This is a genomic window from Paenibacillus sp. MCAF9, from assembly GCF_052114265.1.
Taxonomy (GTDB): Bacteria; Bacillota; Bacilli; order Paenibacillales; family Paenibacillaceae; genus Pristimantibacillus.
Map to the genome: position 1 here is coordinate 114,482 of NZ_JBFREL010000002.1, position 15,802 is coordinate 130,283.

The following is a 15,802-nucleotide window of genomic DNA, read 5'->3' on the forward strand; positions in this document are numbered from 1 at the left end:
TGTTTGGGATAACGAGTTATATAATGTAGCTTTACATGCAATCCATCTGAGAAGAAATGATCGAAAAATTCTTACTCATTAACATTAAAAACATACACATTGAGAGGATGGTTTCGATTGAACAATACTAATCACCAATTCTTAAACACTTCTTTTTATAATCAAGAAAATCAACCACAAACACACAATACACTTACATTTTCAGAAGCTTGGGAAAACATTTTTCATTGTAAAGTTTCTAAAGATAAACTGTATAGCGAGGTACGAGCTGGAAGAATTCCACATTTGCGAGTGGGGACAAAGATACTTTTCAGAAGAGATTCCTTAAATGCTTGGATGCAACAACAAGAAATAAACAGCTTAAGGTAAATTGCTTATTGGAAGTATTAAAAAGGCTTGTATCAGCTACAGGCCTTTCTTTAACCTACAATATTATTAAAACAGAATCACTTTTTTTGGAGGTAAGCATATGGCAAGTATTGAGAAACGTGGTCCGAATTCATGGAGACTTGTTGTCGAAGTAGGATATGACGCGAAAGGTAAACGAGTAAAACGATATAAACCAATTAAAATCGAAGATCAAACACTATTAAAAACAAAGAAGCGATTGAGTGATTATCTGAACGAGGAATTGGTAAAGTTTAAGATTGAAGTCGAAGCCGGAGAATTTATTACACCAGAAAAAATGACTTTTATAGCATTTGTAAAGGAATGGGAAGTCAAATATGCTTTAAAACATTTAGCTGAAAGGACCCTATACACTTATAAGTCCAACTTAAAAAATAAAATAGTTCCAATTTTTGGACACTTGAGAATTGACCAAATCAAAACTCTCCATATTGTAAGCTTCATCGACTCTTTAGCAATTGACGGTGCACGCCAAGGTTTTCGAAAAGGGAACTTATCATCTGGCACAATTGAAATAAATCATCGAATACTAAAAAATATTTTCACCCGAGCTGTTGAATGGAGAGTCATTAAACACAGCCCGGTTGATGGTGTGAAAAAACCTTTAGTCAAACATAAAGTAATAATACCTTACGATGAAATCGAAGTTAAGAAATTACTTCATGTCTTACAGAAAGAGCCAATTCATTGGAGAGTAATGGTGACCTTAGCCTTAACCACTGGACTAAGAAGAGGGAAATTATTAGGATTAGAATGGAAACACATCGACTGGAATACTGGTGTTATTGATGTAGTTCAAAGCGTCTCGATGTCCCCAGCAGGCATCGCCCACGTGAAAGAACCCAAAACCAAGAACTCGAAACGTAAAGTATCAATACCCGCATCCATGCTGGAAGACATGAGAGAATACTATATATACAAAATTAAAGAGCGTGATAAAATCGGGGATCGCTGGCAAGGTGGAAATTACTTTTTTATGTTCTGTCATCCGGATGGCAAAGCATTTCATCAAGAACGATCATATTTATGGTTTCGTAACTTCATCAAGAACAATAAATTAAGATATATCCGTTTTCATGACCTCCGCCACACATCGGCTACACTACTTATCAATCAAGGCGTTCACGCCAAAATTATCTCTGAACGTCTTGGACACGGCAATATCACTACTACAATGAACGTTTACGGACACGCTCTCCGCTCTGCGGATCAATCAGCTGCTGATAAGTTTGAAGCGTTCTTAATAGGTAAACGGGGACAGAAATAACTTCCGTCCCCGTTTCGTCCCCATCTACTCATTTCACAACTCAGAACCCCTTATAGATCAAGGAAGCAACACTCTCCACATGAACCGTCCACGGAAACATATCCACCGGCACAACCTCAGTCGTCCTATACCCGCCGTCCTCCAACACGCGCAAATCCCTTGCCAGCGTAGAAGGGTTGCAGCTCACATACACTACTCGCTCCGGCTTCATCGCCAGAATCGTCTCAAGCAGTGCAGGGTCGCAGCCTTTGCGCGGTGGATCAACGACAATAACATCGGCCGTTATGCCTTCCTTGCGCCAGCGAGGAATAACAACCTCCGCAGGGCCCGCCTCGAACGAGGCGTTCGTAATGCCGTTGAGCGCCGCGTTCCGCGCCGCATCCTCGATTGCCTCGGGTACGATTTCAACGCCATAAACGCGTCCAGCCTGCCTTGCAAGGAACAACGATATCGTACCAATGCCGCAATAAGCGTCAATCACCGTTTCCGAGCCTGTTAGGCCTGCATACTCGACAGCTTTACGATATAACTCCACCGTTTGCATCGGGTTCACTTGATAGAACGATCTCGCCGATATTGCGAAGCGAATGCCGTCGAGCTCATCATAGATAACCTCGCTGCCCCAGAGGACACGAGTCTCATCACCGAATATAACGTTCGTATTCCGCTCGTTCACATTTTGAACGATGCTCTTCACGCCAGGGAGCTCCTCGCGGATGCGCCTCACCCATTCATCCGACGAAGGCAGCTTCCTGCTGTTCGTGACCAACACGACCATGATCTCGCCGGTGACAACGCCTGTCCGTGCCATTACATGGCGCAGCACGCCGCGGCCTGTTTCCTCATCATAAGGTGTGACGCCAAGCTCACGTCCAATTCGTTTTACAACACGAATAACCTCATCATTATGCTCATGCTCAATCAGACAATCGTCCATATCGATAATCCGATGGCTGCCGCGGGCGTAGAAGCCAGCAATTAATTGACCATCTTTAGAACTGGTGCCGATTGGTACCGATGCTTTATTGCGATAACGCCAAGGCTCGTCCATTCCAATAGTAGGGTGAACAACAATCCCAGTAGACGCATTCTCTCCATCTGACAGATTGCCTTCACCATCCACATTCAGTTTGCCGATTCGCATCAAGTTATCCACAACATGCTGGCGTTTCCACTCCAGCTGCGCCGGATAATCAAAATGCTGCAGCTGGCAGCCGCCACATTCCTTATAAATATCACAAGGCGGTTCTATACGCGATGGGCTCTTAAGCATCAGCTCTTCAAGCTTCGCATAGCCATATTGCTTCTTTACCTTCATCACCTTCGCGCGCACACGCTCACCAGGAAGTGCTCCCTGTATAAAAAGGGTAAAGCCGTCAGTGCGGCCTACCCCTTCTCCATCATGTGTCAGGCCGATAATATCGACGGTGACTTCTTCATTTTTCTGAAAAGGCGCATCTGCTGGAATCGCCGCTGCACGAGTACCCGTACCCGCAGCACCCCGCGATCTGCCTTTGCCGCCTCTGCTTCTACCTTTGTTCATAAACTCTCTCCGCTCTATCTTCAATGCTGTTGCATGCTAGTTCCTATTTATCATTCCCAGATTTACGAATACATAAGGGCTTAACGGTAAGTCGATTCCCCAGTCTCATCAGCAAAAATACGCAAATGCGACGGCAGCACCGAAAAGGTGCATGGCAGCACGCCGCCATATTCTCCATCGAGGTTAATTTGCACATAATCCGGTGTAGTCACCTTTAGTTCATCCGTCCGAAAATGAATCACATGTGGATCGTTCAAATGCTCACCGCGCAGCGCAAGCGTCACAAGCTTAATAAATTCGGGCAGATTGCATTTGCGGATAAGCAGGACGTCCAGAAGCCCGTCATCAAGCTTGGAGTCCGGCGCGAGTCGCTCGAAACCGCCGACCGAATTGCTGTTGCATATAAGGAACATCATGAACTCATCATGGAATTCCCCTACACCCGCTGCATGAAAAGTCAGCTCAGTTGGCCGAAGTCGGGTCATTTTCTCCATGCCCTTCATATAATATGCCAGCTGCCCAATCATCGTCTTAAGCTTGCTCGGCACATCATAGGTCAGTTCCGTTAAGGAGCCGCCTCCAGCAATATTGATAAAATAGCGATCATTCGCCTTACCGACATCAATCGGCCGGCTATATTGCTGAATAATTAGGTCGACTGCGTACTCCCAATGCTTCGGAATACCCATCGCCCGTGCGAAATCATTCGTTGTGCCAACTGGCAATATGCCAAGCGGAGGTCGATTCGCCTTGTTCGTCAAGCCGTTGATAACCTCATAAAGCGTACCGTCACCGCCTGCAGCAATGATCATATCATAACCGCGGTCCGCGGCTTCAGCCGCTGCAAGCGTAGCATCTCCCTCGCCTATCGTGGCGTGGCAGCTCGTTTCAATACCGCCCTGTTCAAGACGCTGAAGAATATCTGGCAATCTTTTTTTCATTTCTTCTCTTCCCGATGTCGGGTTATATATAAGTCTTGCTCGTTTGATTGCCATCTCGGTTCACCCCTAACAATCATTCAACCTAACATTTATTCTGTAAACGTGACATGCTTCTCTTCGCGCAACCGTTGTAAACCGTCGATCATCTGATGCTCCAGCCAAAGCTCAATCGCTGCATTAGGAAGCATCGCCTTGCCGTTATAGCGATAAACAAAACCATTAAGCCGATTTGGAATGACATGATTGGTAAAATAGCCTTGGCTCAGAAATAGCGGCACAACAATGACCGCTTCCTGTGGATTCGCTGCCTGCATCGCTGCCAGCTTTCCTGCCGCTTGGTCTGGCAATAGCATGGCATACTCTGCGCGCTTATATCCACCGAGCGCTCTAACCCGCTCGCCAAGCTTCTTCAGCCCTTCCTGCCAGCGCTCATGAAATACCTTTTCTTTGCTTCCGTGGCCAATAAGCAGTAACGCTTCTGACTCTGGTTTTGTGGATAAGGGTGCAATGTTTGAAGCGAGCAGCTCTGCAATTTGGGGATCATCGTCAATGGGGAGACCATAATGAATCGTAGCTTTGACTCGAAATGTACCTAAGTCACCCTCCAGATCGGAAACCCATGGAAAACCAAATGCTTGCCCAATTTCATCCACATGTGTACTGCCCGAAGAAACGAACAGCGGCACTACGAACATATCCGTAACACCTTGTCGCTCTAATTCATCAATGCCATCCTGAATAAGCCGTCCCTCCACGATCTCGAGAAAGGACGACATAATTGGAACGCCTGATAAACGGGGCGAAGCCGCTGCTGCTGCAACCGCCTCATCAACTAACTGTACCCATGCAGCTTCTCTGGAGCCGTGGCTAATGACAAGAATGCCTGGCTTCATCGCATGATTCCTACCTTCCAAGCCGTTCTAAAGCCATTTTATAACCGTCATTGCCATAGTTCAAGCAACGCTTCACTCTCGATATTGTTGCTGTACTTGCGCCTGTCTCGGCTTCAATCGCGTTATAAGTGCTGCCTTTTCCGAGCATCCGTGCTACTTCAAGTCTTTGCGATAACGATTGGATCTCATTCACCGTACACAGATCATCGAAGAAAACATAACATTCCTCAACTGACTTCAATGTAAGCACCGCTTCGAATAATTGATCTATTGCTTTATCGTTCAGCTTTTTAAGCTGCATGCGAATTCACTCCTATTAAAACTAATGCTACTATTGTAACTTTTTTAACCGTTTTTTTCAAACATTACCGAATTAACGCAAGGAAATGCCCCACCTATTTGACGCGAACTCACATACAAGCAGCAGGCATTTATCTAGAAAAAAATCTGCACCCGAGACATTCGTCCAATCCTTATGTTCGCCTACTCCATAAACTGTTATAAAAGAAGGGTTGTGATCCGTGTGAACTATCGCAATAACCCCGGTACCGGCAACCAGCAAAACGATTGGCACGGCGGCCAGCGTCTGGCACAAGAGCCGTTCAGCAAATCGTCTGGCGCAAAGTCGAGCGGTTTCAGCTTTGGCGGAAACCTGCCAACAATGCCGCCGGCTTCGCAGCAGGCGCAGGATATCCTGCCCGTCGTTGTACCGGATACAGCTGCTGAGCTTATAGAATCGACCACTAGCACCAAAGCAAGCGGCTTCTCACTTGCCAATCTAGGCGAAATTAAAGGTTATATCGATCGTTTGGGCGGCATCGACGGTATCTTAACGACCGTGACAAAGGTCCAGAAGGTCATGTCGAGCGTTTCTCAAATGGCTCCGCTTGTCAAAGTGCTTATGGGCTCCTTTGGCAAAAAATCAAAAGAATCTGATGACGATGATTCTGACGAATGGAAACCTAAGCGCCGCAAACGCCGCAAGCCAAGAGCTGGTTCCGGCTCAGGCAAAAAAACAGTTCGTCGTCGCCGTACTACGCCTAAGAAACGTTAAACACGGATTCGAAGGTTTATTATAAACATATTTAACCTACATCTATTAAAGTGAAGCACCCTGGTTGCCGCGAATAACGCAGCGATCGGGGTGTATTTTATTTCATCCATTTATGCACATGATCACACTATAAATAAAATAGTTATCCAGCTGTGGATAACCCATTTCCCTTGTCTGTCCACATAAAAACCGTTTGAATTCGTACAACATTGTTATGAACTGTGTACAAGTGCAACCTTCGACAGTTTTCGTCAGCTTCCATCTTACAATCCATACACAGCTGTTCGTACAATGTGCATATGTTTTCTGCTTATGCTGAAAATATATAAATTCTCAAAAGAAAACGAATCAATTCTGCCGCATATTATGGTAGCAACGAAGCTGAAGCGGCTGTACAACCATCAAATGTGGAACTCATACACAGCTGTTATTAATTATGTGAATAGATGCAATTTTCGCGAATTTTCGATAAACATTGTCCACAGAGGATATACGTTAGAAGAGAACACAAAAAATAGTGAGGAGCATCTCATTCCCCATGAGCCTAGGCTCATGGCGAGTGAGGTTTTCCTCACTATCTCATTTAAAGAGTCAGATCACTATATTACCGAAGAGTAATCGTTTTTTCAAGCTTTTCTTATAGGAAGAAGAAATGAATGATCCAGTAGAAAAACATCGCCATGATAATTGTAATGGGAATTGTAATAACCCACGCAACGATGATACGACCTGCAACTCCCCATTTAACAGCGGAGAACCGTTTCGCGCTGCCGACACCAAGGATTGAAGACGTAATAACATGTGTTGTGCTTACTGGAAGATGAAGCATCGTTGCCGTCAAAATAACGGCTGCTGAACCAATGTCAGCTGCAAAGCCGTTGATTGGCTCGATTTTGAAAATTTTTGTCCCCATCGTTTTGATGATTTTCCAGCCGCCGACTGAGGTACCGAGCGCCATCGCTGTCGCTGCGGAAATTTTAACCCATAGCGGAACGTCCATCGTAGTTTGAATACCGGAAGCAACTAGAGCAAATACGATAATACCCATTGCTTTTTGAGCGTCATTCGTACCGTGAGAGAACGATTGGAAAGCAGCTGTCAGGATTTGACCGAAGCGAAATCCTTTATTCACCTGATGCGGGCTTGATTTGGCAAAGATTTTCTTGAGAATCCACATAATGATAAAACCTGCGGAGAAAGCAATGAGCGGTGAAAAAATCAACGCTTGTACAATCTTGATCAATCCACCGCTGTTAATTGCGCTCATGCCTGCTCCGCCGATTACTGCGCCTGCGAGGGAGCCAATCAAAGCATGAGAGGATGAGGAAGGAATACCGAACCACCAAGTAATCAGGTTCCATGCGATTGCTGACAATAGAGCCGCAATAACTATGGGAACGCCGTGCTCCAGCTCTGCTGGATTGGCTACACCTTTACCAATTGTGGCCGCAACGCCTGTAAACGTAATCGCACCGACAAAGTTCATTACGGCGGCCATTACGATTGCAACTCTAGGTTTTAACGCCCGAGTCGATACGGCAGTTGCAATCGCATTTGCCGTATCATGAAATCCATTTATAAAATCAAACGAAAGCGCTAGAAATACGACAATCCATAGAACCATTAAATCCATTGTAAAAGACTCCCACTCTCTAGATTAGCTATTACGCATAATGATCGATTCCAGCGTATTGGCAACGTCCTCGCAGTAGTCGGTCGTTTGCTCTAGCATCTCATAAATCTCTTTGCGCTTCATCAGCTCAATTGGATCTGTGACATTTGCGAACAAGCTCTTGATGCAAACCCGAAGCAGGTCGTCAGCTTGGTTCTCCAGCTCGTTAAGTGCAATATTTGGCTCGCGTATAGCAAGCAGCTTCCGTTCTGTAAGCAAATAAATTGCTTTCTTAATTTGATGCGACGAACGAACGAGAATATCGCCAAACAACGTTATGTACTCGTCCTTCTCGAGAATGTTGTACATTTCAAAACGAGATGCGCAAGCTTCGATGCCATCAAGCACATCATCAAGCGAAGTCGTCAGGGCCATAATATCTTCACGTTCAATCGGAGTGATGAACGTTTTGTTCAGCTCCTTCAAAATCGTGTGTACATGCTTGTCGCATCTACTTTCGTATTCCTTCATGGTCTTGGCGAAAGCTGATACATCCGATAGGTCTGACAATCCTTTGGCAAAGTACTCCACAGCCTCGACAATTGCGTCAGCCATTTCTTCGAACGTCTTAAAGAAAATATCCTTTTTCTTGAACATCGTAATCCCCTTTACACGACTTGATGTTTAGGCGCACTGCTATGAGCCCACAATATCTTAACATAGTTTACATGTGAATTGTTAAGAGAATGTAAAGGTTTTATGAAAAATTTTAGATTTTCATAAAAAATATAAAAAAGACGCAATCCTGTAACAAGATTGCGTCCTTTTGATCCTTGGAAGCTCATCCGTCAACGTCTGTTAACAGTGTCTCCAACTTGCTACGTTTGTACCCATGTTACATGACCTTCGAATGTCGGTTTGTTTGGCACGATATGAAAGAAAGTTTTTCCAGGGACAAACGGCAGCTCTGCTCCATTCTTTACAATTCGAATCATTCCATCTGGAGCTCTTACCCATTCTGCTTCGATCGCTTTGCCTTTCTGGAACAGAATCGCCGAGCCTCCTTTTGTCAGATCGACGGCCAATCGTCCCTCTTTATCAAGCGTCTTATGATCCGCTCCAAGAACAACCAAATTTGTACCGGAAAGCTGTTCATTATTGTTCATATCGATATGCGGTTTGTCGCCAATTGACCGTTTATATAGGCCTGATACTGAATCGTATTTGTATCCAACGTTATAATTTTTGAGCATAAAATTTATTGTAATGTCGGCTGCCGAGACACCAACCTCTGTGGAACCCGCTTCCGCGAATGTATAAGGCGGAACCTGCTTGTCCATGCTGTATTTCTTCTTCTCTGCGCCTGTACGCAGCTTCTCTAGATTTGAATACAAATTATGCGGAGCCTTGCGTTCCTTGCTTCTCCAGAAGTAGCTGCCTGCATTCGAGATTTCATCCAAATAAGGTTTGCCCTGCCTTTGCAGCACTGCATAACCATCATTGCTCGCCCCTGCATGGGCAAGCACCGCGCCATAACTGTCTCCAATATCAATAAGATAAGGTCTAATGCTGCGTATAGGTCCAATCGTATCGGTTATTGCGCTCGTACTCTGAAATACGGCTATTAAACGAGTAATGCCGCCTTCCGCAAGCACTTCCCAGATGACGTCAGCATTCGTTAAACCAGACTGTGGACGAGCTGCTGCGAAATTATTAATCATAACGACAATCGGTCTTGCACTTGCCGCATTTTCCAGCTTTAGTCCGCTTAGCGGAGCATCATAAGGGAGCGGCGTCGGGGCTGTCACTGGCTCATCCTTACTATTAGGATCAATAATATCATTTGTCTCTGTCGGTGTATCGTTGCTGCCTTTCCCTCCACTGCAAGCTGTAATAAGGAGTATAAGCGATAATAATAGCAAAACTGCCGATTTTCGAATTCTTTTATTCATGCGTTTACCTGCCTTTTCCCGCTAAAACATAGCTTGTATTCGTTTTCATATTACTTCCATTTAAACACAATTGAGGACGTATGTCTCGACAAATAAGTTGCTTTCCAGGTTAAAAAATCCAAATTTTTCATATCATATCCCAATTTCCTGACAGAAAGCTTGGTCTTAGCACCGCATGGACGTGCGGCAAAAAAATAAAAGGGACAAGCTCTTGGCTAACAAGAACTTGCCCCTTCTATTTGTTCATCCCGCTTTAAATACTCCAGTGATGCCATTCTTCTTGCTGTTTATCAAGTCCGTTTAGCCAATCTGAGGTTACGCGAATCGCTTCCTCCTGATGATTTCGAGTGGAGTAGGTGTGATTCGCTTGAAAAATAATTTCCTTATCGCAAAGGCCCTCATTGCGGGTCCAGAACACCTTCTGGTACAAGAAGCTGTAATCAACAGGTATAAGCTCATCGCTAGTACCGTGAACCAGCAGCACCTCGCCGCCAAATTTAGTAGCTGCTTGGAAAGGCTGATGTTGAAGCAGCGAATCAAAAAATACAGGCTGCAGCGTATACCCTTGATAATCGGAGCTTCCTCCAGTTACAGCATCGTCATAGCTGCTGCGTCCTACGATCCGTACAATGTCATTGAACGGATAAGCAACAGGCGACCAAAGCACAAGACGTTTAGCGCGCTTATCTTTAACTGCTGTCATAATCGCTACCGCTCCGCCTAGACTGTGGCCAAGCAATACGATTCTGAGCGGATCAACACATTCCATGCTTGATAAATAATTAATCGCGCTTCTAGTCTGATCAACCATTGAATCAAAGCCGAGAGCTCCGTAGTCACCGCCGCTCTCGCCGCAGCCGCCATAATCGAAACGAAGGACATAAGAGCCTTGCGCCGCAAGCGCTCTAGCCGTTTTTACAAACAAACGGTCAACGCCTATGCGAGAGCCTATGAATCCATGGCATATAATGATGGCTTGTTTTTTTTCTGAATTGTTTTTATTTCCATCCGTAGGGTAATGCAGCGTTGCCGCAAGCTCAAGCTCGTTATGTCGCAGCGTCAAGTGCTTTTCCATCCGATAACCTCCTGAAAGCATATATATAATAATTCCTACCCGTATACTATGAATTAATATTAAAATCATAATATCATCACTGCTCTGTACCTGTCAATCTTACAAAGAAAATAAAACCAGCAAACTTTATACTGCTCCTAATCGGGACATACTACCCATATGTTTAGCAGATTCACATTTTAGGAGGTGCAAAGCTATGCCTTTATGGATTGCCTTTATAAAGGATCACTGGCTGTCCTTGCTGCTTATTTTAGGAATCGCAGTTGCGATATTGTTTGTATATGCGAACCGCAAGCTGCTGTTCTATAAAGAATGACGATAGGAGCACCGCAAGCAGCTGAAGGAATGGATTATTCCTCATGCATGATCGGCACTCGAATCGTCACAATTGTTCCGGCTCCACGCTCGCTGTCAATGGTTAACTGACCGCCGTGGAGCTCAATGATCTCCTTGCATATAGCTAGTCCGAGTCCAGATCCGCCATGGCCGGTGCTCGCTTTATAAAACTTTTCAGTGACATGAGGCAAGTCCTCCGCTTCAATCCCACAGCCTGTATCCGCTATCGTGAGCATCGCGCTATCTTGTTCGATGGTCGTTGCTACACGAATGGTGCCGCCAGCAGGCGTAAACTTGAGCGCATTGTCAATTAGATTAATGATCACCTGCTTGAGCCGATTCGCATCCCCTCGAACAACGATTGGGCTTTTGCCATAGTTAGCCAAAATCCGTACCCGTGTATGCTCCTCGCGAACCCCTAGCTGATTAACTGTTTCTTTAACCGGACCATTGAAATCAAGCACTTCGCTATGCAGCTCCATCGTCCTAGCCGACAGCTTCGAGAAATCGAGCAAATCTTCGACCAGCCCCGATAAGCGCTCCGTTTCCTTGCTAATAATGGATAAGCCCAGCTTTACCTCTTCATCATCCTCGGTAGGCTCGCTTTCCTTTAAGGTTTCACTCCATCCCTTAATCGATGTAAGCGGGGTGCGAAGCTCATGGGATATCGAAGAAATAAAGTCATCCTTCAGCTTCTCACGTTTGCTAAGCTCTAATACCATTGCATTAAACGTTTCCGCTAGCTGACCAATTTCATCATCATTTCGCTGAATAGCCCGATGCGTCCAATCTCCCTCGGCCATATAGCGCGCCGCTCGTGTAAGCTCTCGAATCGGCTTGACGATTCGCTGGGCGAGAAACAAGCTTAAGCCAAGAAACAACAGGACAACTCCGATACCAACCGCTGTTGCCATCCGGATAAGCAAGCTCACCATCGCATCTACTTGATTCAAGGAAGCTGAATAACGAAGCATGGATACGACCCGTGTTTCATTCCAAAGCGGTATCGTGACTGACATGACCCGCTCTCCATAATAAGGATCAACTCCCCGCCAACTTCCCGTTGTTCCTGCAATCGCAGACTTTACATCAGCAGTCGTATAACGAATATCTGGTGCAAAACCGTCGGAATCGATCCGAATTTGCCCCGTGCTATCAAGAAGCTGCAGCCTAGTGCCGCTCTCAACCATGTATTGCAAAATATAATCGCCCTGATCCTTCACTGTAAGCGAGGAAAGCGAACGGCTGTGCAGCGTTAACGCCGACTCCGCACGTTGTTTAACGGAGCTCTGAGCGCTTCCGTAATAGTAGTTCCACATTAATGCTGCGAACACGCCACCAAGTACGCTGACGACAAGCACGATGAGCAGCAAATAGCTCCACACCATTCTCGTTTGTACGCTTTTCATTCGTCGCCGCCCCGCTTCCACCGATAACCATAACCCCAAACCGTTTCAATAAAGGCAGGATCGGATGGGTTTTTCTCGATTTTCTGGCGAATTCTTCGAATATTCACGTCCACTACCTTAAGATCTCCAACATAATATCTGCCCCATACCTCTGTCAAAATATGATCTCGGCTGACGCTCTCGCCGACTCGTTCCATCAATAGCCGTACAAGCGTCCATTCCGTAGGCGTCAAAATAATTTCCTTGCCCTGCTTCCACAGCTTCCGCTCTGCTACAGAGAGCCGGAACGGCTGTACATGCAGCTCCTGATGAAAGCTGCCGCTTCCATAAATCATCGTATGCTGCTGTTCTTCTATCGGACGCTGAACATGAAATGCAGATGTCGGTGCCGCTATAGGCGCTGCTTCGCCACGGTACACTTCCTCACTTGCCGCAATCGATTCAGATGCAGCACCAACCTCTTGCTCCTGATCATCCAGCTGAGGCTTCATTCTCCGATAGAGCGACTTAATGCGCGCAATAAGCTCGCCTGGACTGAACGGCTTCTGCACATAATCATCTGCCCCAAGCTCCAGCCCATGAATTTTATCCTCTTCCTGCGACTTCGCCGTCAGCATAATAATACCCATGCGCGGATAGCGGGCACGCAGCTGCTCGCACACTTCAAATCCGCTGATCGTCGGCAGCATAACGTCAAGCAGCGCAATATCGATAGGCCCTTCTGTATCTGCAAGCGCTAACGCTGATTCGCCTGTTTCCGCCTCTATCACTTCCATATCGTTGCGCTTTAGATTAATGCGGACAAAGCCGCGGATGGACTCCTCGTCCTCCAACAATAATATACGCATAGCTTAAAGCACCCGCTTTTCTCTCTTAATCGTTACGGATAGTAAGCGAAGAGGCAAACTCTGCTTCTACCCCTGCCATCTCGCTAAAAGCTTGCCGGTCTGCTTCAGGCCACTCGGCTGGAGCTTCCACTACGAATGAAACCGCAAAAACATTGCCGCTGTCCGTCATTAGCTGCCGATATCGTTTAGATTGCTGCTTCCAAGTTGATTCAACGCTATCCCACTGCTTCTGCGGCACTGCATATAAGGTTGCCAGCTTGGCTGTCTTATTCAATTTTTCATTCCAGTAATCGATGGATACAAGGGCATGCGGCTCGTTCAAGCTGTGCATCGTATAACGGCCTAACCATTGTTCAGGTATACGAAGCTGTATACCATAACTATAATCAGAAAATTCCTCAGTTATTTTCACAAAATCAGATTTACCGTCCCATTGCATCCATTCATCCAACCATTTGGAATCGGAATAAGGAACCTCTGAATAACCCGGAGCCTCTTTCGTCCATGGCAGTTCAAAAATGCCATCGCCATTTATATCCTTGCTCATCGTTGGCGTGCCGCTAATTCCTTCCTGCCCTATAGAACGATTCGGATAAACGAGCCTGAGCTTGTTTCGCTCCCACACGTACATTGTGGTATAAGTACTGTGCGCGCCGGTCGACGCTTCCAAAATAATACCTCTACGAGTAGGTGAAATCCGTCCAATGAGCAAACGATCATAACTATTCACTTCTTTATACAGGTTCTCTGTATGTATTTCCCGCATGCTCCCGTTGATCCAATTGTAAAGGGTCAAATGGAATTCAGGCAGCGCCATTTCTTGATTCGTACCGATCTCCGATATAATCGCAAGCTCCATTCGCCCATCCTCATTAATGTCGCCCGTATCTCCATAAGAATAAGGCAAGGTCTCCATAGGCTTCAATGTCAATTTGCCGACGTCGTTGCGAACTGGCTTTGATTTAAACGAATAAATCTCGAGCACATTCGGACTGTCAAAAGCTCCGATCCACCCGATCATGATTTCCATTTGACCATCGTTATCGAGATCCTCTATTTTCAGCCAATCGATTAATCTAGCCAGCGGCTGCTGAATGAGCACCCACGGCTTCCATACTGAATTCGTATATTTGAACACCATTAACTCAGGTGAACTGTATTCATTGTAATAAGAAACGATAGCCTCTTCCGTTCCGTCTCCGTCCACATCAATGAGGCGTATGGCTTCCATATGATCCTCTCTAAGAGGAAGCGTCAGCTTGCTGTAAACCGGTAAATTTTTTTCAATTGCCTGCACGATAGCCTGTTTCTCGGGTGAAATAGCAGGCTTCTGCAGAAGATCTGCAGGCGCGGCTGTATAACGACAGCCAGCTGCGAGCAATAGGAGTGGAATCAAGCCGCCGAGCATTAAGCTCCATCTCATGATTGGTCCACGCCTATTTCTCACATTACTATCACTTGCGTTATCCAACGTTGCAGCCTCCTCGTGCATGTTCCCAGTTAAGCCAATTGATCGGCAGTTACTAACGTATAACCCATATTTTCCAAAAGATCAATGATAGCAGGTAAAGCATGTACCGTATTTTTTACATGTTTGCTTCCAAAAGAATGCATTAATATCATACCATTTGGTTTGGCTTCTTTCTTAATCATTTTAATCATATCGGAAGACGAGGTGCCCGCCCAGTCGCGCGTATCGATATTCCAGCCAATTAGTTCACGATGATTTTCTTTTACTAATGCTTTAACCGTATCCGATACTGCCCCATAAGGCGCGCGAACCATTGCTGGTGTAATGCCAATCGCTTCTTTAATTGCGTTGTCCGCTTCTTTAAATTGTTCAATAATTCCCTGCTCGTCTAGCTTAGACAAATCCTTATGATTGTTTGTATGATTGCCGATTGCATGCCCTTCGTCTACAATACGCTGCAGCACTTCTGGATTTTTCGCAACTTGTTGCCCGACTACAAAGAAAGTGGCCTTAACTCCTTTTTCCTTCAGGATATCCAAAATATCGGTTGTATAACGCTTGTCTGGACCATCGTCGAACGTGAGAGCGATAAGTTTTTTGCCTTTGTCTGGCTTTGATGCTGCTATGACTTGATCCGGCTTGTCCAGCTTTTCAATTACAGGAACTTCAGGTTTTCCCTTATCTGGTTCGACTGGCTTATTATCCACATCGCCATGAATGATATCACCGTCTTTGCCTCCGTTGTTGCCGATAATAACGATATCTCCGTCACCAGTGGTTCCGCTTCCCGTTTCTGGCCCTTTCTCGTTGTTCCCATTATCCACAATGGGATTTTTCTCGCCTGTCAGAAGCGTTGACAAGCTTAAACCGCCTTTTGCCCCACAAGCACTGAGGCTCATGATTACTACAATCGATAGAACTCCTAAAAACAAAAAACGACGCTGTCTTACTTTTTTCATTACACTCACCTTCTATTCCTCGCTGATAGATTCA

At 45.6% G+C, this 15,802-nt stretch carries 15 protein-coding genes; 3 read left to right on the forward strand and 12 right to left on the reverse strand.

The genetic code is table 11. From position 1 onward, the window contains the following. Positions 1-117 precede the first annotated feature (117 nt). A complete protein-coding gene (locus AB4Z45_RS03430) occupies positions 118-369 on the forward strand; it encodes a helix-turn-helix domain-containing protein (protein WP_441907928.1) in 252 nt (83 codons plus the stop codon). A gap of 100 nt (positions 370-469) precedes the next feature. Beyond that, the gene (locus tag AB4Z45_RS03435) at positions 470-1,675 is read left to right on the forward strand and encodes a tyrosine-type recombinase/integrase (RefSeq protein ID WP_441907929.1); all 1,206 of its coding nucleotides are present in this window, start codon (positions 470-472) and stop codon (positions 1,673-1,675) included. A gap of 40 nt (positions 1,676-1,715) precedes the next feature. Here AB4Z45_RS03435 and rlmD read toward each other — a convergent pair whose 3' ends face one another. The 4 genes from rlmD to AB4Z45_RS03455 all read right to left on the reverse strand — a co-directional run bounded on the left by rlmD (position 1,716) and on the right by AB4Z45_RS03455 (position 5,353). Then, positions 1,716-3,218, reverse strand: coding sequence for a 23S rRNA (uracil(1939)-C(5))-methyltransferase RlmD (gene rlmD, locus AB4Z45_RS03440; RefSeq protein ID WP_441907930.1), 1,503 nt, complete (start codon positions 3,216-3,218; stop codon positions 1,716-1,718). Positions 3,219-3,298: 80 nt separating this feature from the next. Beyond that, positions 3,299-4,207, reverse strand: coding sequence for a diacylglycerol kinase (locus AB4Z45_RS03445; RefSeq protein WP_179089927.1), 909 nt, complete (start codon positions 4,205-4,207; stop codon positions 3,299-3,301). 41 nt (positions 4,208-4,248) lie between these two features. Continuing rightward, positions 4,249-5,052 (reverse strand): sirohydrochlorin chelatase, encoded by an 804-nt coding sequence (locus tag AB4Z45_RS03450; protein ID WP_441907931.1) that lies wholly within the window; start codon positions 5,050-5,052, stop codon positions 4,249-4,251. 10 nt (positions 5,053-5,062) lie between these two features. After that, positions 5,063-5,353, reverse strand: a complete 291-nt coding sequence (locus tag AB4Z45_RS03455; RefSeq protein ID WP_054026535.1) for a YerC/YecD family TrpR-related protein — start codon at positions 5,351-5,353, stop codon at positions 5,063-5,065. 222 nt (positions 5,354-5,575) lie between these two features. Here AB4Z45_RS03455 and AB4Z45_RS03460 point away from each other — a divergent pair, with 222 nt between their 5' ends. Beyond that, positions 5,576-6,106: a tyrosine protein kinase gene (locus tag AB4Z45_RS03460; protein ID WP_339206962.1), complete on the forward strand. Its 531-nt coding sequence runs from the start codon at positions 5,576-5,578 to the stop codon at positions 6,104-6,106. Positions 6,107-6,743: 637 nt separating this feature from the next. On the opposite strand, the gene AB4Z45_RS03465 is transcribed toward AB4Z45_RS03460, so the two are convergent. The 8 genes from AB4Z45_RS03465 to AB4Z45_RS03500 form a co-directional block, all read right to left on the reverse strand. Then, a complete protein-coding gene (locus AB4Z45_RS03465; protein ID WP_076271085.1) occupies positions 6,744-7,739 on the reverse strand; it encodes an inorganic phosphate transporter in 996 nt (331 codons plus the stop codon). A gap of 24 nt (positions 7,740-7,763) precedes the next feature. Next, entirely contained in the window at positions 7,764-8,375 is a 612-nt protein-coding gene (locus AB4Z45_RS03470) for a DUF47 domain-containing protein (protein WP_076271086.1), read from the reverse strand. A gap of 221 nt (positions 8,376-8,596) precedes the next feature. Beyond that, on the reverse strand, positions 8,597-9,670 hold the full coding sequence (locus AB4Z45_RS03475; protein WP_441907932.1) for a DUF3048 domain-containing protein: 1,074 nt from the start codon (positions 9,668-9,670) through the stop codon (positions 8,597-8,599). Between the two features lie 253 nt (positions 9,671-9,923). Beyond that, positions 9,924-10,745 (reverse strand): alpha/beta hydrolase, encoded by an 822-nt coding sequence (locus AB4Z45_RS03480; protein ID WP_441907933.1) that lies wholly within the window; start codon positions 10,743-10,745, stop codon positions 9,924-9,926. A 350-nt stretch (positions 10,746-11,095) separates the two neighbouring features. After that, positions 11,096-12,490 (reverse strand): sensor histidine kinase, encoded by a 1,395-nt coding sequence (locus tag AB4Z45_RS03485; RefSeq protein ID WP_076271089.1) that lies wholly within the window; start codon positions 12,488-12,490, stop codon positions 11,096-11,098. Beyond that, complete coding sequence (locus AB4Z45_RS03490; protein ID WP_441907934.1) at positions 12,487-13,338, reverse strand: response regulator transcription factor; 852 nt, start codon at positions 13,336-13,338, stop codon at positions 12,487-12,489. The genes AB4Z45_RS03485 and AB4Z45_RS03490 overlap by 4 nt, the downstream gene beginning before the upstream one ends. A 25-nt stretch (positions 13,339-13,363) precedes the next feature. Then, positions 13,364-14,809 carry an FG-GAP repeat domain-containing protein gene (locus AB4Z45_RS03495; RefSeq protein WP_441907935.1) on the reverse strand — a complete coding sequence of 482 codons (1,446 nt, stop codon included), beginning with the start codon at positions 14,807-14,809 and terminating at the stop codon, positions 13,364-13,366. Between the two features lie 29 nt (positions 14,810-14,838). Continuing rightward, positions 14,839-15,768: a polysaccharide deacetylase family protein gene (locus tag AB4Z45_RS03500; RefSeq protein ID WP_441907936.1), complete on the reverse strand. Its 930-nt coding sequence runs from the start codon at positions 15,766-15,768 to the stop codon at positions 14,839-14,841. Between the last annotated feature and the right edge of the window lie 34 nt (positions 15,769-15,802).